The organism is Brevundimonas sp. AVps23W, assembly GCF_058681395.1.
The window spans coordinates 1,291,541-1,307,489 of record NZ_CM178738.1 but is presented as its reverse complement, the minus strand read 5'-3'; the positions used below and the strand labels follow the sequence as shown (position 1 = coordinate 1,307,489).

The following is a 15,949-nucleotide window of genomic DNA, read 5'->3' as shown; positions in this document are numbered from 1 at the left end:
CGGGGGGCTGTCTTGAGCGCGTTCGAATTCTTCTTCAGCTTTTATGGTCTGCTGCTGGGCTTGTCGGTCGCCGAACTGGTCGGCGGATTTGCGCGAGTCCTGCATGAGAAGCGGCGAATCCGTTTCGGCTGGCTGACGCCGATGCTGGCCCTGTTCGTGGCTATCGATATCGCGACTTTCTGGAACCAGGCCTGGGTCATCTTCCGAGGGGCGCCGTTCAACACCTTCGTCCTGCTCGTCTCGCTGAGCATTGCGGCGACCTTCTATGTGGCGGCCAGCGTGACCTTTCCGCGTGTGTCGGCCGAGGGCGGCGACGAGCGGATCGACCTGGACGACCATTTCTGGGCTCACCGGCGACTGGTGTTCGGCTGTGTTCTGGCGGCCAATCTGATCGTGGCGGTGGTGGTGATCATCCTGGCGCAGATGAATGCGGAGTTCGGCCGCCTGGCCGGGTCGGCAAGGCTGTGGGTCGGGGTGACGATCTTCGTGACCGGGACGGCGACGGCGGCGTTCGTACCGTGGCGCAGGGTCGCCGTGGGCGCCCTGATCGTGGTGCTGCTCTACAGCCTGTGGGGCATGGCGAACTCAGCCGCCCTGCTGGTCAAGGCCGGCGGCTGGGCGCCTGCGCTGGGCGGCGGCGGTTGACGCCTTGTCAGGTCGAGGCAATCGGCTCACGAAAGGCCATGCGATCCACTTCCCTGATTTCGGCCCTTCTTGCCGCCCTAGCCTGTAGCGTGAGCCCAGTCATGTCCCAGACGCTTCCCAACACCGCGCCGTGGGACCAAACCTTCCTGCCGCCGGCGCCCGCCTGGAACGGGGCTTCAAAGGCCTTGCTGCGCAGCGCGAGCGATCCGTGGGTCACGGCGTTCGAGGCCGATCCGGCGCATGACTTTTCGCCCAACTACGCCGACACCCGCGCCTGGTTCGACCGACTGGATCAGGCCAGCGACCTGATCCGCATCGAACAGTTCGGCGTCTCGCCGGAGGGGCGGCCCATCTATGCGGTGATCGCGTCGAAAGACGGAGCCGCTTTCGATCCGGCCAAGCCGGTGCTGATGGTCCAGGCCGGCATCCATCCGGGCGAGATCGACGGCAAGGACGCGGGCATGATGATGCTGCGCGACATCGCCTTCTATGGGAAAGACGCCCTGCTCGACCGGGTCAACCTGATCCTGATCCCGATCCTGAGCGTGGACGGGCACGAGCGGGCCAGCGCCTACTCCCGCCCGAACCAGCGTGGGCCGCGCATTCAGGGTTGGCGCAATACGGCGACCAACCAGAACCTGAACCGCGACTATCTGAAGCTGGACCAGCCCGAGATGCGGGCGGTGCGGGGTCTGATCCTGAAGTACCGGCCGGACCTGTATGTGGACGTCCACGTCACCGACGGCCTGGATTACCAGTATGACGTCACCTACGGCTTCAACGGCGAGGACGGGACGTTCAGCCGGTCGCCGAACAGCTCGGCCTGGCTGAACACGGTGTTCAAGCCGGCGATGAACGGAGCGCTTGAACGCGAAGGCCATATCCCCGGCGAACTGGTGTTCGGCATCGACGACGACGAGCCGAAGAAGGGGCTGTCGGACGGCGGCCTGGGCGAGCGATATTCCAATGGCTGGGGCGCGGCGGCCCATATGCCGACGATCCTGATCGAGAACCACAGCCTGAAGCCGCACGAGCAACGGGTGCTTGGCGCCTATGTCTTCATCGAGGAGGCCATGCGGCTGCTGGCGGATCAGGGCGCAGCGCTGAAGGCGGCGACGGATCAGGACCGGGCCCTGCGGCCGGCCCAGATCGCGGCGAACTTCGAGGCGGAAGAGGCCCCCTCCTCCACCCGCCCCTTCAAGGGCGTGCTGTACGAGATGTACCACAGCCCCGCCTCGGGTCGCGACGAGGTGCGCTGGCTGGGCCGGCCCGATCCCGAGCTGTGGCAGATGCCCTTCTATGGGTCCAAGCCGACGCTGAGCCTGACGCGGCCGACGGCCTATTGGGTGCCGAGCTATCGCACCGACATCATCGAGCGCCTGAAGATCCACGGGATCGAGATGGAGACGGTCGAGGCGCCGCGCACGGTGAACCTGTCGATGCTGCGCCTGGTCGAACCGAAACTGGCGACGCGGGCCAATGAGGGTCACGTCCAGGCCTCGGTGAAGACGGTCGAGGTCGAGCGGCGCGACTGGACCTTCCCGACCGGTTCGGTGCGGGTGCCGACCGATCAGCCGCTGGGCGACATCGTAGTGCTGCTGCTGGAACCGCAGTCCAGCGAGAGCTTCTTCGCCTGGGGCATGTTCCCCGAGGTCATGAGCCGGGTCGAATATATCGAGGCCTACGCCATCGCACCGCTGGCCGAGAAGATGCTGGCCGCCGACCCGGCGCTGAAGGCAGAGTTCGAAGCCAAGCTGGCGGCCGAACCGGCGTTTGCGGCGAACCCGCAGGCGCGGCTGGCCTGGTTCTATGAGCGGACGCCCTTCTATGACGACCATTATCTGCTGTATCCCGTCGGCCGCGAGGACTGATCGATGACCACACCCCTGATGCAAGCCGTCCAGGCCTCCGCCCTGTGGAGCGGCCTGCTGATCCTGCTGATGCTGGTGCTGTCAGGCATAGTCGTCAGCGGTCGACGCAAACATATGGTCTCGTTCGGCGATGGCGGGAACCCGGATCTGCTGGCCGCCAGCCGCGCCTTCGGCAACTGCGCCGAATATGCGACGCCGGGCATGGTCGCCCTGCTGCTGCTGGCCGCTGTCGGGACGCCCGTCTGGATGGTTCATGCCGTGGGGGCGACCCTGCTGGTCGGTCGCGTGGTCCATGCCCTGGGTCTGTTGTTCCAGACGGGACCGTCGCTGGGCCGGGTGATCGGCATGCTGCTGACCTGGGTGGCGCTGTTGACGGCGGCCGTGGCGCTGATCGCCTTCGCCGTGGTCTGAGGCGCACGGTTGCGGCGCAAGGTTGCGGCGCAGCAAAGGGTCCGCCATATCGGGGCATGACTGAAACCCTGTACGCGCCTGTTTCCACCGATCTTCTCAATGATATCGTCCAGGCCGCGCTGAAGGCCGGGGCCGACGCCGCCGAGGCGGTCAGCGCGGATCGCAGCTCCCTGTCGGTCGGAGTGCGCAACGGCAAGCTGGAAGACGTTGAGCGCGAGGAGTCGCGCGATCTGGGCCTGCGGGTCTTTGTCGGACAGCGCCAGGCGTCGGTGTCGGCCTCAGACCTGTCGCCCGAGACACGGGCTCGCCTGGTCGAACGGGCCGTGGCCATGGCCCGGCTGGCGCCGGAAGATCCTCATGCCGGTTTCGCCCCCGAAGATCGGCTGGCGCGGGGCCCCTTCGCCGAACTGGACCTGTTCGACCCCAGCGAACGCAGCGCCGAAGCCCTGGAACAGGTGTCGGCCGAGGCCGAGGCGGCGGCCCTGGCGGTGGAGGGCGTAGCCCGGTCGGAGGGCGGACATGCGTCCTGGTCGTCCAGCCGGTGGCGGCTGGTGACGTCACACGGGTTCGACGGCGACTATCAGGGTTCGGCTTTTTCTCTGGGCGTCGGCGTCATCGCCGAGAAGGACGGGGCCATGGAGCGTGGCGGCGAAAGCCGGTCGACCCGGCATCTGTCCGACCTGCCGGGCGCGGAGATCATTGGGCGAAAGGCCGGAGAGCGCGCCGTGGCCCGGACCGGGGCGCGCAAGATCGCCTCGACCACCGCACCCGTCATCTTCGACAACCGCATGGCCGGCCAGATCGTCTCGCCGGCGATCGGCGCCATTTCGGGGCCGTCCATCGCGCGCGGCACCTCCTTCCTGAAGGACCGGCTGGGCCAGAGGGTGTTCGCCGAGGGCGTGACCCTGATCGACGATCCGTTCCGGCCGCGCGGCATGGGCTCGACGCCGTTCGATGATGAAGGGGTCGCCGTGGAGCGACGCGCCCTGTTCGACGACGGGATGCTGACCACCTGGTTGCTAAACAGCGCCTCGGCGCGGCAACTGGGGCTGCAGTCCACCGGCCACGCCTCGCGCGGACTGGCGGGACCGGCGGGGGTCGGAACCCATAATCTGCACATGGAGCCGGGGGTGCGCGATCTGGCGGGGCTGATGGCCGATGCGGGGACGGGCCTTCTGGTCACCTCAATGTTCGGGCCGTCGCTGAACGGGAACACCGGCGACTGGTCCGCCGGGGTGTCCGGCTTCTGGTTCGAGAACGGCGAGATCGCCTATCCGGTCAACGAGGTCACGGTGGCCGGCAAGCTGCCCGAGCTTTATCTGCGCCTCCAACGCGGGTCGGACCTGGAATTCCGGGGCGGATTCAATGTGCCCAGCCTGATGTTCGACGCGGTGGCCATAGCAGGCAAATGACAGATCTGGACGCCGATCTCGAACTGATCCGCCAGGCCGCCATCGATGCCGGGGCGCTGGCGGTCGCGGAGCGCGAGTCGGGGTTGAAAATCGAGGCCAAGGTCGGGGGATCGCCCGTGACCAGCGGCGACCTGGCGGTGGACGCCATGCTGAAGGACCGGCTGCTGGCTGCTCGCCCCGACTATGGCTGGCTGTCGGAAGAGACGGCGGACTCGCCTGATCGGCTGTCGAAGCGTCGGATCTTCGTGGTCGATCCGGTGGACGGCACGGTCGCCTATATGAAGCGCCAGCCCTGGTGGTGCGTCCCCATTGCGGTCATCGAGGACGGCCAGGTGGTCGCCGCCGTCATCCACGCGCCCGAGGTGCAGGAAACCTATGTGGCGGCGCGCGGCGGCGGGACGCGGCGTAACGGGATCCTCGTGCGGGCGTCGGACGCCGAGACTCTGGATGACGCCTCGGTGCTGGGCGACGCGCGGATGATCGAGGGGTCGCACTGGGACGAGCCGTGGCCGGCGCTGCGGTTTTCGAAACGCAACGCCCTGGCCTATCGGATGGCCCTGGTGGCGGCCGGAGCATTCGACGCCGCCCTGGCCCTGACGCCGAAATGGGATTGGGACGTGGCGGCGGGCAGCCTGATCGCCGAAGAGGCCGGGGCGCGGGTCAGCGACCACCACGGACGCCCCTGGTCTTTCAATCGTCCCGACCCGCGCCAGGCCAGTCTAGTCTGCGCCGCCCCGGCCCTGCATCCGCTGATCGTGCGACGCTGTAAAAACGTGCCGCTATCGACCTGAGCAAACCCCGTCTAGGCGGCCGGCTCTTCATGTAGATCCAGACGACGCTGAATGCGGCCGACGTCATCCCGCATCCGGTCCAGCGAAACCTGAAGGCGGGCGTCGGTTTCGGCCAGGCCCGCGATATCCCGACGCACGGACGTCAGCCCTAGTTCAACGCCTGACACACGTTCCTTGAGTTCGCGCACATCAAGCGTCAGCGTATCGATCTTGGCGTCAATGCGCCGCAGAAAGACGAGCGTCAGGTTTTCTGGATCGCTGCTCATGACCGCATCATGCCTGATGGCGAGGCCCACGGCAAACAAGACAGGGACTGTAAAAACGTTCCGATTTCGACGTAAGGCTTGGGTTGAAAAACCCTGTCATACATTGATCCTTAGGCGTTCTGGGCCTATGCCCCCCGGCAAAAGCCCTCCCCAGCCCTCAAGGACATCCGATGGCCGATCAATCCTCCGTCCCGCCCCAGCTGCTCCACCTCGTCATCGGCGGCGAACTGCGCCACCTGGGCGAGCCGACGTTCCGCGATCTGTCGCAGGTCGAATTCGTCGGCGCCTTCGGCAGCTATGACGAGGCCAAACAAGCCTGGAAGGCCCGCGCCCAGGCGACCGTGGACAACGCCCACATGCGCTATTTCATCCTGCACGCCCACAAGCTGATCGACCCGCGCGGCGACGCGGCCTAAAAATCGGGCCTGATCCTGCGACACCAGGGAGCCGAACCGGCTCCCTGGTCACACGTTGAAGTCTGGATGCGAGGACGACCATGAACCTGGAACCGCAACAGATATTCCAACTGGTCAGCCTGCTGGCGGTGCTGGTCCTGTTCAGCTTTTCGCTGCGGGGGCAGATCGGCTATGCGCGCTGGTTCAAGAAGTGGGAGGCTGAGCGCAAGGCGCGACGCGACGCCGAGCTTGAAGCCGAAGCCCGCGAACGCGGCGAGGATACGCCGCGTGGCCCCTGGGGCTGAAGTCACCATGCTTAAAATCCGTCACCCTCGGGCTTGTCCCGAGGGCCTACGCCAGAAGCGGATTCCAACCTCAATCATGTCACCCAGCCGGGGCCCGATCACCGTCCAGAGCCGTCCCAACCGTGGGCCCTCGGGACAAGCCCGAGGGTGACGGGTTAAGGGGTTACGGATTGAGGAGAGAGCGAGCCCCTACTCCCGTTTCAGCAGCTTCTCGGTCAGCAGCGTACCCCACCAGCCGGCTTTGAACTCGGCGCGGATCGACTTGGGATCGTAGTCGGGGCTATCGACCCAATCGATGAAGCTGACGCCCCGCGGCTCGATCTCGTTGACGTATTTCTCGAGCGTATAGTCCAGCACGCCGGTCAGCCCCTCGCGCGAGTGCAGGTATTTCTTCGACAGCTGGTTCATGGCGACCGAGATCGGCTCGCCCAGATGGAAGTGGCGATAGAAGACGGCCATCATGCCCGCCCGGTCCGCGCCTGACTTGCAGTGGATCAGGACCGGATATTCGATGGTCTTGAACAGGGCGCGGGCGCGATGGATGCGGTCGGTCTGGGGCGGATCGCGCGAGTCCAGCGGAGCGTCGATCAGGGTCAGGCCAAGGCGGTCGCAGGCCTCCTTTTCCAGCCAGTAATAGCCCTCGTCGCGCTGTCCGCGCAGATTGATGACGGTGCGAACACCCTTCTTCTTCCAATAGGCAAGCTGGCGCGGCGACGGCTGATTGGTGCGCACCAGGTCGGGGCCTAGCCAGTGGGCGTTGGAAAACGCCAGGCGCAGAAAGGCGTGGTCCGCCCAGAAATAATGCCAATGCGCCCGGAAACGGCCCATCGCGGTCGAAAGATCAAAGCGCGCCATGGCCGCCAGATAGCGATACTGAGCCGCCGCGTCACCTGTGGCGGCTTGACTTGGGTCGCAAGCCGTCCGACCGAGAGCCGATGACGACCGCCGCCTCCGACACCATGCCCCTGCGCGCCCTGCTGGCGCGGATCTGGCGCGACTATCTGTCCCGGCACAAGGGATCGCTGATCCTGTCGGTGCTGTGCGCGGCGATGACGGGCCTGCTGACGGCGGCCCTGCTGAAGCTGCTGGAGCCGGCGGTGAACGGTCTGTTCCTGGGCGGGACCGAGCCCATCAGCCTGTTCGGGGTCGTCAGCTTCCCGGCGGACAGGGCCATTATCTGGATCCCCGCCGCCATCCTGGCGGTGGCGGTGATGCGGACCCTGGCGGCCATCGGCCAGGCGGCCCTGGTCAACCGGCTGGGCCACACCATTGTCGGCGACATCCAGATCCGTCTGTTCGGGGCCATGATCCGCGCCGACCTGGCCCGGCTGCGGAGCCAGCATTCGGGCGGTTTCGTCTCGTCGGTGCTGTTCGACGCCAATATGGTACGCGAGGCCTTCACCTCGGGCGTGGTCAACTACACCCAGAACCTGCTGACCCTGATCGCGGTGCTGGTCTATATGGGGTTCATCGACTGGCAGCTGACGATCGTCGTGCTGCTGGGCGTGCCGCTGGTCGCGCTGGTGCTGCGTCGCTTCGGGCGCAAGACGCGCAAGGCGGCGCGCGGGGCGATGGCCGAGACCGAGAACCTGTCCACCGCCCTGATGGAGAACCTGGACGGGGTTCGCCTGATCAAGATCGAGAACCGCGAGGCGGCCGAGCAGGACCGCGTCGCCGAGGTGGTGGCCCGTCGCCAGCGCCACGTCATCAAGGGCGCCAACGCCCGCGCCTTCGCCGGTCCGTCCAGCGACATGGTCGCCTATGTCGTGGTGGCGGCGGTCATGGCCTATGCCGGCTGGCGGTCGCAGGCGGGCGAAATGACGGTGGGCGGGTTCGCCGCCTTCATCGGCATGTTGCTGGCCGCCGGCCAGGCCCTGCGCCAGGTGACCAATCTGGCGACAGTGATGGCGGAGGGCTTCACCGCCGCGCGTCGCCTGTTCAGCGCCCTGGATATCGAGGCCGAGATCCGCGAGGCCCCCGACGCCGCCCCCCTGGCCGCCGGTCCGGTCGAGGTAGTGCTGGACCAGGTGTCCTTCGCCTATGCGCCCGGCGGGGCGCCGACGCTGGACGCGGTCTCGCTGCGGGTCGCGCCGGGAGAGACCGTGGCCCTGGTCGGGCCGTCGGGCGGGGGCAAGAGCACGATCCTGAGCCTGTTGCCGCGCTTCTATGATGTGACCGGCGGAGCGGTGACGATCAACGGCGCCGATGTGCGGTCGCTGCGCATCCACGATCTGCGCGACCATATCGCCCTGGTGACGCAGGAGCCCTTCCTGTTCGACGACACCATCGCCGCCAACATCGCCTATGGCCGCCCCGGCGCGACCCAGGCGCAGATTGAGGAGGCCGCACGTTCGGCCGCCGCCCACGACTTCATCACCGCCCTGCCCGAGGGGTATGAGACGCGCGCCGGCGAGGCGGGGCTTCGGCTGTCGGGCGGGCAGCGCCAGCGGATCGCCATCGCCCGCGCCTTCCTGAAGGACGCGCCGATCCTGTTGCTGGACGAGGCGACCAGCGCCCTGGACACCGAGAGCGAGGCCCTGGTCCAGGCGGCGCTGGAACGGTTGATGGAAGGCCGCGCCACCCTGATGATCGCGCACCGTCTGTCCACCGTGCGCAACGCCGACCGTATCTATGTGATCGAAGCCGGCCGGGTGGTTGAGCAGGGCTCGCACGACGTGTTGGTCGCCAAGGGGGGGCTCTATTCCCGTCTGGCGCGTCAGCAGTCGCTGGACGGCGGCGCCCCGACTGTCGAGGCCGTAGCTTGAGGCACTCACTCCCTCTCGTCATCCTAGGCCTTGTGCCTAGGATCCATAAACACGAACGTTCGAAGCCTAGTCGCCAACGCCAGACACCGGGCGTATGGATCCTAGGCACAAGGCCTAGGATGACGGACATTGAAGACGTCGTGTTCCGTACGTTGAAGGCCCTGGCGTCATGAGGCCCCTTCGTAACCCGGTCATCCAGTCCTCCCTGGCCTGGCTTCTGGCGCAGTGGATGCAGTTCTGTTTCGCCACAATAAGATGGACCTATGAGAACCAGGCGGTCGCAGAAGAGGTCTGGGCCAAGGGCGGCGGGGTTCTGTGCGTCTTTTGGCACTCGCGCATCGGCCTGGCGCCGGCGTCATGGCCTCTGGACCGTGCTCAACCCGCCAAGGGGCTGATCTCGCTGTCGGCCGACGGGGAGTTCATCGCCAAGGCGGTGGCGCGTCAGGGGTTCCCCGCCGTGCGGGGGTCCTCCGCCAACAAGGACAAGGCTGACCGGGCCAAGGGCGGGTCGCAGGCTTTGCGTGATGGACTGAAGCAGTTGAAGGTGGGCGCGCTGGCTCTGACGCCGGACGGTCCGCGAGGGCCGGCCCGAGTTATGGCCGAAGGCCTGCCCCTGATGGCCAAGTTGTCGAAGGCGCCGGCTCTGTTCATCGGTCTGTCTTGCAATCCCGCGATCCGGTTCAACAGCTGGGACCGGGCGGTGCTGCCCCTGCCGTTCGGCAAGGGCGCCGTGGTCTGGGACCGGGCCGACTTCCCCGAGAATGGCGACATGGACGCCGTGGTCGCCGACTGGACGGCCCGCCTGACCGCCGTCGAGGCGCGGGCCGACGCCATTACGGGCCTGAAGTCGTGACGCCCCTGCCGTTGCTGGCCTATCGGCTGCTGACGCGGGCACTGGAGCCGTTTGCCCCGCGCCTGCTGGACGCCCGCGCGGCCAAGGGCAAGGAAGACCCGGCGCGCGTCGATGAGCGGATGGGCTTCACCGACGTGGAGCGGCCGCAAGGGGATCTGGTCTGGCTGCACGGCGTCAGCGTGGGCGAGACCCTGTCCCTGTTGCCCTTGGTCGAGCGGTTCGTGAGGACGCGGCCCGACCTGACGGTGCTGGTCACCTCGGGCACGGTGACATCGGCGCGGATTCTGGCCGACCGTCTGCCGAAGGGCGTCATACATCAGTATGCGCCGGTCGATGGGCCGTGCGTCGTCGCGCGCTTCCTGGATTACTGGCAGCCCAGCCTGGCGATCTTCGTCGAGAGCGAGTTGTGGCCCAATATGCTGCTGGAGGCCCACCGGCGGGGCGTGAAACTGGCCCTGGTCAGCGCACGGATCACCGAGAAGACAGTCGACGGTTGGGCGCGGTTCCCGGCCTCGGCGCGGGCGGTGACGGGCGCGTTCGATCTGGTGCTGCCGCAGGATCAGCTGTCGGTTCAGCGGCTGGAGAGCCTGGGCGCGCGCATCGACGGGCTGGTCAATCTGAAGCTGGCGGGCGAGCCCCTACCCCATGACACCGCCGCCTTCAGCCGCCTGAGCGCTGCCATCGGCGACCGGTCTGTGGTGCTGGCCGCCAGCACGCACGAGGGCGAGGAAATCGCCATCGTCCGCGCCCTGGACAAGCTGGCCGACCGCGCCTGTCTGATCCTGCTTCCCCGCCATCCGGAACGGGGGCCGCACATCGCCACGGCCTTGCAGCGCGAGGGTGTCGCCTTCGCCATGCGGTCGCGCGGCGAGACCATCGGGCGCGAGACTGACGTCTATCTGGCCGACACCCTGAACGAGATGGGCCTGTTCCTCCGACTGGCGGACGTGGTGGTGATGGGCGGGTCGTTTGCGCCGGCTCTGGGCCTGCCGGCGGTGGGCGGGCACAATCCGCTTGAGCCCGCGCGCCTGGGCCGACCGACCGTGACCGGGCCGGACGCCTCGAACTGGGCCACCGTGACCTCGGCCCTGGCGCAGGCCGGCGGGCTGATCCTGATCCAGGCGCCCTGGGACCTGCCCGAGGCGATTGCCCCCCTGCTGGCCGATCCGGCGGCGGCCAAGGCCATGGGCGAGCGCGCCCGTCGCGCAGCGGCCGAGGCGGGCGGTGGTCTGGACCGGCTGTGGGCCTGGCTGTCGCCGCTCGCACCGCAGAAAAGGCCCCGGCGATGAAGCTGAATACGCCGCGCTGGTGGTATGTGCGCGACCGCGACCATGCGCGGGTGACGCGTACGGCGCTGAAACCCCTGGGCTGGATCTGGGCCGGAGTAACGGCGCGCCGGATCGCCCGGACGGTGCCGGTCAATCCGGGTTGCGCTGTGATCTCGGTCGGCAATCTGACCGTCGGCGGATCGGGCAAGACGCCCGTCGCGCGCGAAGTGCTGCGACTGCTGCGCACCGCAGGCGTGGAAGCGCAAGGCCTGTCGCGCGGATATGGCGGCAAGCTGGAAGGCCCGGTGCGGGTCGATCTAAATACACACACGGCCGAGGACGTCGGCGACGAACCCCTGATGCTGGCCCAGGACGAGCCGGTCTGGATTTCGCGCGACCGGGTCGCCGGTGCGCAGGCGGCCGTGTCGGATGGCGCGCGCGCGCTGGTGCTGGACGATGGTCACCAGAATCCGGCGCTGAGGAAGACCGTTGGCCTGATCGTCGTGGACGGCGAGACGCGGGGCGACGAATGGCCGTTCGGGGACGGCTCGGTCTTTCCGTCCGGCCCGATGCGAGAGCCGCTGAAGGCCGGGCTGGCCCGCGCCGACGCCGTGGTGGTCATGTTGCCGACCGATGTGGAGACGGCTGATCCCGAACTGCTTGCGGTGTTCGACGGCCTGCCGGTGTTCGTGGCGCGGCTGACGCCGCAAGGGCCGCCGCCCTCGGGGCCTCAGGTCGGGTTCGCCGGCATCGCCAAGCCGTGGAAGGTCGAGCGGTCGCTGAAGGCAGCAGGGTGCGACCTCGTGGACTTCGTCCCCTTCCCCGACCATGCCGCCTATAGCGCCGCCGACATGGCGTTCCTGATGGATCGGGCGGCGGTCTACGGCGCCGGTCTGGTCACGACGGAAAAGGACTGGGTGCGGTTGACGCCCGACCAGCGCGCGGGCGTGACCGCCTGGCCAGTCGTCGCCCGGTTCGAGGATGAGGCGGGCTTCGTCGCCCTCATAACGGACCGCGTTCAGTCGGCGCGGTAGACTACGCCGGACTTCATCACGAACTTCATCCGCTCCAGTTCGGTGACGTCGGTCAGCGGATCGCCCGTCACCGCGATGATGTCGGCAGGCATGCCCGGCGCGATCTTGCCGGCTTCGCTGGCGATGCGCAGATGCTCGGCGGCGCCGACGGTGGCGGCCTGAATGGCCTCCAACGGCGTCAGGCCGGCGCGGACCAGAAGGGCGAACTCTTGAGCGTTGTCGCCGTGAGCGGAGACGCCGCTGTCGGTGCCGAAGGCGATCTTGACCCCGCCCTCATGCGCGCGTCGGGCCATATCCAGCATCTTCGGCCCCGCCTCAAGCGCCTTGGCCGTCTGGGCCGGGGTGAAGAAGTTGTCGGGGCCGGAGGCGATGCGAGCGACGAAATCGCCGGCCAGCAGGGTCGGCACCAGCCAGGCGCCGTTCTGCTTGAACAGGCGGATCGACTGGTCATCCAGATAGGTGCCGTGTTCGATGGAATCCCCGCCAGCGCGCAGGAAGGCGTTGATCCCGTCGACGCCATGGGCATGGGCCGTGACCTGACGACCCATGCGGTGAGCGCTTTCGACGATGGCGGTCAGTTCGGGATCGCTGAACTGCTGGTTCAGGCCGGCGGCTGTGTTGGACAGGACGCCGCCCGTGGCGGTGATCTTGATAATGTCGGCGCCCGATCGGACCTGGGTCCTTACGGCGCGCATGCAGTCCTCAGGCCCCGAACAGACGCTTTCCGGCGAAAGCAGATGCAGAACGTCCTCGCGGAAGCCGTTGGCGTCGCCGTGGCCGCCATGGATCGAGACCGAAGACCCAGCCGCAATGATGCGCGGGCCGGGCACGTCGCCGGCCTTCACCGCGTCACGCAGGGCGAAAATGGCCTCGTTGCTGGCGCCGAGGTCGGCGACAGTCGTGAAGCCCGCCATCAGGGTGCGGCGGGCATAGCGGGCGCCGACCATGGCCTGGGTCGCATCCGACTGGGTGACTTCCTCAAGGCGGGAATTGGGATTCTGCTGGCCCGTCAGATGGACGTGACTGTCGATCAAACCAGGCAGGACGAAGGCGGCGCGAAGGTCGATGACCGAACCTTGAGACGGGTCGCCGACAAAGCCGTCGCGGATCTCCACGACCTGGTTCCCCCTGATCACGAGAGTTTTACCGCGCTGCACAACGCCGTTTGACGGATCCGCCAGCAGCCGGCCGGCTTCAACAAACGTCGTCGTCTGGTTCAGGGAAACTTTAGGCCCAGCGGGGCTTTGCTGCGCTGCAGCGACCGTGGCGGAAGTGATGAGCGCCGCCAGCGCCAGACCGAAACGCATCATCAATGTCCCCCTGCGGCGCGCCGCCGCAAAAATGCCCCACAAGGCTTAGGTTGCCTCGCCCGTAACCATTTGAAACAAACATCTCCGAAGATAAACCGCAACGAGGGCGTCGCATGCGGCTTTCAAGACGAGGACTCATTCTGGGCGGGTCGGCCATGCTGGCCGGTTGCGCCAGCGCTGGAGCGTCCGCCCCGGTGACGACGCTGGCGGCGTTGGAACCAATCACGCCCCCGGCCCCCGCCCCCGTCGTCGAAGCCCTCGTCGTCAATCCTCCGCCTCTCGACCCGCGCGGCCATGTTCGCAAGGACCTGATGGAGCGAGCGATGGCGGCCCTGGACATCCACCACAAGAAGATCCCGCTGCGCGACCGGATGTACCTGGTCGATTTCAAGAAATTCTCGGGTGAGGAACGGCTGTACGAGGTCGATCTGGTCGCCGGCGAGGTCAAGGTTCTGCGCACCTGCCACGGGCGTGGCTCGGACCCCAGCCATACCGGCTACGCCCAGCGCTTCTCCAACACGCCGGATTCCAACATGTCCTCGGTCGGGGCCTACGCCACCGCAGGCGCCGGTTGGGGCGCGCAGCAGGGGCCGAATGTCCTGTTGGACGGGTTGGAGTACACCAACGACAAGGCGCGCGAGCGGGCCATCATCATCCACGGGGCCGACTACGCCGACCCGGACTTCCTGGCCCGCGAAGGCAAGCTGGGCCGCAGCTACGGCTGTTTCTCGGTGGCCCACACCGATCTGCCGGAACTGCGCGAACGGATGGGCGAAGGGCGGCTGCTGTTCGCCTGGGCGTAAGGTCTATCGCTCGGGCCGTCGGGCGGAGTGCCGGATGGTGATGACGCGAATCTCGCCCGGTAGGATTGCGTAGCGGATCACATAAGGGCGGATCGACACCGCCTCGCGAAGCCCATACCGGATCGGTCTGCCGCGATCCGGAAAGGCGTTCAGACTTTCGGCCAGATCGATCAAACGAACCGCCAAGCGTATTGCGGCAGGCAGGCTGAAGCCTTGCACATAGGATTGGATGGCAATCAGGTCTTCCCGAGCTTGCTCGGTCCAGACTACTCGCCGCATTTCGGCGGCGGGAGCGGGTTGTCCGTTCCCCAAGACAGGAGCCACCGCTTCACCGCTTCATGGCTCACGACCCGCCCCGCCTCGGCGTCGGCGAGGCCGCGCAGGGTCGCCGCCTCGTCCGCCGCATCGTCGGCGATGTCGAAGACGCCCGGCTCGTCGTCATCTTCGTGATAAGCGGGATCAGCCATGGCGCGAGCCTAGCACATCCCGCCGATACGGTCAGCCCCGGCCCAGGGCGCGCCAGCCGATGTCGGAGCGGTTGAAGCCGCCGGGCCAGTCGATCTGGCCGATGGCGTCATAGGCGCGCTCGCGGGCCTGGGCGATGTCGTCGCCCTCGGCGCAGACGTTCAGGACGCGGCCGCCGGCGGCGCACAGCTGGCCGTCGTCGCGGCGCTTGGTCCCGGCGTGGAAGACCTGGACGTGGGGGCCGAAGTCCTGATCGACGCCGCGGATGATCGAACCTTCCAGCGGGCTGTCGGGATAGCCCTTGGCCGCCATGACCACGCAGATCACCGTCTGGGGCTTGAAAGCAGGTGACGGCAGGCCGGAGACGTCGCCCCGTGCACAGCCCAGCAGATAGGGGACGATGTCCCCGGCCATCCGCATCATCAGCACCTGGCATTCGGGATCGCCGAAGCGGGCGTTGAACTCGACCACCTTGGGACCGTCAGCCGTGGCCATCAGGCCGGCGTAGAGGACGCCACGATAGGGGGCGCCCTCCTCGGCCATCTTGCGGATGGTGGGCTGGACGATCCGTTCGTCGGCCTGCTGCACCAGGTCGGCGGTGAAGACCGGGGCGGGCGAATAGGCGCCCATGCCGCCGGTATTGGGGCCGGTGTCGCCGTCGAAGGCGCGTTTGTGGTCCTGGGCGCCGCCGAACAGGACGGCCTGTTTGCCATCGCACAGGGCGAAGAGCGAGCCCTCTTCGCCGTCCATGAACTCCTCGATCACGACGCGGGCGCCGGCTGCGCCGAAGCGGCCGCCCAGCATCCGTTCGATCTCGGCCTCGGCGTCGGGGCGGTCGGGGCTGATGGCCACGCCCTTGCCGGCGGCCAGGCCGTCGGCCTTGATGACATAGGGGGGCTTGAACACGTCCAGGGCGGCCTTGGCGTCCTGGACCGTGTCATAGACGCCGTAGCCGGCGGTAGGGATTTCGTGGCGCTCCAGGAAGGCCTTGGAGAAGGCCTTGGACACCTCCAGCTGGGCCGCCTTGGCGGTGGGGCCGAAGCAGGGGATGCCGGCCGAGGCCAGACGGTCGGCGAGACCGGCGGCCAGAGCGACTTCGGGTCCGACCACGACCAGATCGGCCTTGATCTCGCGGGCCAGGGCGGCGAGGCCGTCGGCGTCGTCGGCCTTGACCGGACGAAGCTCGCACAGCTTCTCGATGCCCGGATTGCCGGGGGCGGCGACGAGGCGGGTGACCAGCGGCGACTGGGCGATCTTCCAGGCCAGGGCGTGTTCACGCCCGCCCGATCCGACGAGAAGAATAATCATGTAGTCGGCAATGACGGGCCTGCGTCGGGCGGTCAAGCGTCCGCCGG

At 67.6% G+C, this 15,949-nt stretch carries 18 protein-coding genes; 12 read left to right on the top strand and 6 right to left on the bottom strand.

Features of this window, described 5'->3' with window-relative positions:
* Positions 1-12 precede the first annotated feature (12 nt).
* Genes ACW177_RS06380 through ACW177_RS06360 form a run of 5 tightly spaced genes read left to right on the top strand, consistent with a single transcriptional unit; the run spans position 13 to position 5,130 of the window.
* Positions 13-645, top strand: coding sequence for a hypothetical protein (locus ACW177_RS06380; protein ID WP_492027766.1), 633 nt, complete (start codon positions 13-15; stop codon positions 643-645).
* A 38-nt stretch (positions 646-683) separates the two neighbouring features.
* Positions 684-2,516, top strand: coding sequence for a M14 family metallopeptidase (locus ACW177_RS06375; RefSeq protein ID WP_492027765.1), 1,833 nt, complete (start codon positions 684-686; stop codon positions 2,514-2,516).
* A gap of 3 nt (positions 2,517-2,519) precedes the next feature.
* On the top strand, positions 2,520-2,927 hold the full coding sequence (locus ACW177_RS06370) for an MAPEG family protein (protein ID WP_492027764.1): 408 nt from the start codon (positions 2,520-2,522) through the stop codon (positions 2,925-2,927).
* 56 nt (positions 2,928-2,983) lie between these two features.
* The gene (locus ACW177_RS06365) at positions 2,984-4,339 is read left to right on the top strand and encodes a TldD/PmbA family protein (RefSeq protein WP_492027763.1); all 1,356 of its coding nucleotides are present in this window, start codon (positions 2,984-2,986) and stop codon (positions 4,337-4,339) included.
* Positions 4,336-5,130 carry a 3'(2'),5'-bisphosphate nucleotidase CysQ gene (locus ACW177_RS06360; protein ID WP_492027762.1) on the top strand — a complete coding sequence of 265 codons (795 nt, stop codon included), beginning with the start codon at positions 4,336-4,338 and terminating at the stop codon, positions 5,128-5,130. The genes ACW177_RS06365 and ACW177_RS06360 overlap by 4 nt, the downstream gene beginning before the upstream one ends.
* 11 nt (positions 5,131-5,141) lie before the next feature.
* Here ACW177_RS06360 and ACW177_RS06355 read toward each other — a convergent pair whose 3' ends face one another.
* Positions 5,142-5,426: a hypothetical protein gene (locus ACW177_RS06355; protein ID WP_492027761.1), complete on the bottom strand. Its 285-nt coding sequence runs from the start codon at positions 5,424-5,426 to the stop codon at positions 5,142-5,144.
* Positions 5,427-5,566: 140 nt separating this feature from the next.
* Here ACW177_RS06355 and ACW177_RS06350 point away from each other — a divergent pair, with 140 nt between their 5' ends.
* Positions 5,567-5,812: a DUF4170 domain-containing protein gene (locus ACW177_RS06350; protein WP_492027760.1), complete on the top strand. Its 246-nt coding sequence runs from the start codon at positions 5,567-5,569 to the stop codon at positions 5,810-5,812.
* Positions 5,813-5,892: 80 nt separating this feature from the next.
* Positions 5,893-6,096 carry a hypothetical protein gene (locus tag ACW177_RS06345; protein ID WP_492027759.1) on the top strand — a complete coding sequence of 68 codons (204 nt, stop codon included), beginning with the start codon at positions 5,893-5,895 and terminating at the stop codon, positions 6,094-6,096.
* 189 nt (positions 6,097-6,285) lie between these two features.
* On the opposite strand, the gene ACW177_RS06340 is transcribed toward ACW177_RS06345, so the two are convergent.
* Positions 6,286-6,951, bottom strand: coding sequence for a fused DSP-PTPase phosphatase/NAD kinase-like protein (locus ACW177_RS06340; protein ID WP_492027758.1), 666 nt, complete (start codon positions 6,949-6,951; stop codon positions 6,286-6,288).
* A gap of 80 nt (positions 6,952-7,031) precedes the next feature.
* Between ACW177_RS06340 and ACW177_RS06335 the strand changes: the two genes are divergently transcribed.
* From ACW177_RS06335 to lpxK, 4 genes are all read left to right on the top strand, one after another.
* The gene (locus ACW177_RS06335) at positions 7,032-8,861 is read left to right on the top strand and encodes an ABC transporter ATP-binding protein (protein ID WP_492027757.1); all 1,830 of its coding nucleotides are present in this window, start codon (positions 7,032-7,034) and stop codon (positions 8,859-8,861) included.
* A gap of 169 nt (positions 8,862-9,030) precedes the next feature.
* Positions 9,031-9,714 carry a lysophospholipid acyltransferase family protein gene (locus tag ACW177_RS06330; RefSeq protein ID WP_492027756.1) on the top strand — a complete coding sequence of 228 codons (684 nt, stop codon included), beginning with the start codon at positions 9,031-9,033 and terminating at the stop codon, positions 9,712-9,714.
* Positions 9,711-11,003, top strand: a complete 1,293-nt coding sequence (locus tag ACW177_RS06325) for a 3-deoxy-D-manno-octulosonic acid transferase (RefSeq protein WP_492027755.1) — start codon at positions 9,711-9,713, stop codon at positions 11,001-11,003. The genes ACW177_RS06330 and ACW177_RS06325 overlap by 4 nt, the downstream gene beginning before the upstream one ends.
* Positions 11,000-12,016, top strand: a complete 1,017-nt coding sequence (lpxK, locus tag ACW177_RS06320) for a tetraacyldisaccharide 4'-kinase (protein ID WP_492027754.1) — start codon at positions 11,000-11,002, stop codon at positions 12,014-12,016. The genes ACW177_RS06325 and lpxK overlap by 4 nt, the downstream gene beginning before the upstream one ends.
* Here the strand turns inward: lpxK and ACW177_RS06315 are convergent.
* Entirely contained in the window at positions 12,001-13,326 is a 1,326-nt protein-coding gene (locus ACW177_RS06315; RefSeq protein WP_492027753.1) for a metal-dependent hydrolase family protein, read from the bottom strand. The genes lpxK and ACW177_RS06315 overlap by 16 nt on opposite strands.
* A 113-nt stretch (positions 13,327-13,439) precedes the next feature.
* Here ACW177_RS06315 and ACW177_RS06310 point away from each other — a divergent pair, with 113 nt between their 5' ends.
* Positions 13,440-14,129 (top strand): murein L,D-transpeptidase catalytic domain family protein, encoded by a 690-nt coding sequence (locus tag ACW177_RS06310; RefSeq protein ID WP_492027752.1) that lies wholly within the window; start codon positions 13,440-13,442, stop codon positions 14,127-14,129.
* A 3-nt stretch (positions 14,130-14,132) separates the two neighbouring features.
* Here ACW177_RS06310 and ACW177_RS06305 read toward each other — a convergent pair whose 3' ends face one another.
* Genes ACW177_RS06305 through purD form a run of 3 tightly spaced genes read right to left on the bottom strand, consistent with a single transcriptional unit; the run spans position 14,133 to position 15,902 of the window.
* A complete protein-coding gene (locus ACW177_RS06305; protein ID WP_492027751.1) occupies positions 14,133-14,408 on the bottom strand; it encodes a type II toxin-antitoxin system RelE/ParE family toxin in 276 nt (91 codons plus the stop codon).
* Complete coding sequence (locus ACW177_RS06300) at positions 14,396-14,596, bottom strand: hypothetical protein (protein ID WP_007442400.1); 201 nt, start codon at positions 14,594-14,596, stop codon at positions 14,396-14,398. Before ACW177_RS06300 ends, ACW177_RS06305 begins: the two co-directional genes overlap by 13 nt.
* A 31-nt stretch (positions 14,597-14,627) precedes the next feature.
* A complete protein-coding gene (gene purD, locus ACW177_RS06295; RefSeq protein ID WP_492027750.1) occupies positions 14,628-15,902 on the bottom strand; it encodes a phosphoribosylamine--glycine ligase in 1,275 nt (424 codons plus the stop codon).
* Between the last annotated feature and the right edge of the window lie 47 nt (positions 15,903-15,949).

Bases quoted from the DNA above. Each gene is read 5' to 3' on its own strand.
- ACW177_RS06305 (WP_492027751.1), bottom strand. From the start codon at position 14,408: ATGCGGCGAGTAGTCTGGACCGAGCAAGCTCGGGAAGACCTGATTGCC.
- ACW177_RS06345 (WP_492027759.1), top strand. From the start codon at position 5,893: ATGAACCTGGAACCGCAACAGATATTCCAACTGGTCAGCCTGCTGGCG.
- ACW177_RS06350 (WP_492027760.1), top strand. From the start codon at position 5,567: ATGGCCGATCAATCCTCCGTCCCGCCCCAGCTGCTCCACCTCGTCATC.
- ACW177_RS06300 (WP_007442400.1), bottom strand. From the start codon at position 14,596: ATGGCTGATCCCGCTTATCACGAAGATGACGACGAGCCGGGCGTCTTC.
- ACW177_RS06310 (WP_492027752.1), top strand. From the start codon at position 13,440: ATGCGGCTTTCAAGACGAGGACTCATTCTGGGCGGGTCGGCCATGCTG.
- purD (WP_492027750.1), bottom strand. From the start codon at position 15,902: ATGATTATTCTTCTCGTCGGATCGGGCGGGCGTGAACACGCCCTGGCC.
- ACW177_RS06365 (WP_492027763.1), top strand. From the start codon at position 2,984: ATGACTGAAACCCTGTACGCGCCTGTTTCCACCGATCTTCTCAATGAT.
- ACW177_RS06315 (WP_492027753.1), bottom strand. From the start codon at position 13,326: ATGATGCGTTTCGGTCTGGCGCTGGCGGCGCTCATCACTTCCGCCACG.
- lpxK (WP_492027754.1), top strand. From the start codon at position 11,000: ATGAAGCTGAATACGCCGCGCTGGTGGTATGTGCGCGACCGCGACCAT.
- ACW177_RS06340 (WP_492027758.1), bottom strand. From the start codon at position 6,951: ATGGCGCGCTTTGATCTTTCGACCGCGATGGGCCGTTTCCGGGCGCAT.
- ACW177_RS06335 (WP_492027757.1), top strand. From the start codon at position 7,032: ATGACGACCGCCGCCTCCGACACCATGCCCCTGCGCGCCCTGCTGGCG.
- ACW177_RS06360 (WP_492027762.1), top strand. From the start codon at position 4,336: ATGACAGATCTGGACGCCGATCTCGAACTGATCCGCCAGGCCGCCATC.
- ACW177_RS06370 (WP_492027764.1), top strand. From the start codon at position 2,520: ATGACCACACCCCTGATGCAAGCCGTCCAGGCCTCCGCCCTGTGGAGC.
- ACW177_RS06375 (WP_492027765.1), top strand. From the start codon at position 684: ATGCGATCCACTTCCCTGATTTCGGCCCTTCTTGCCGCCCTAGCCTGT.
- ACW177_RS06330 (WP_492027756.1), top strand. From the start codon at position 9,031: ATGAGGCCCCTTCGTAACCCGGTCATCCAGTCCTCCCTGGCCTGGCTT.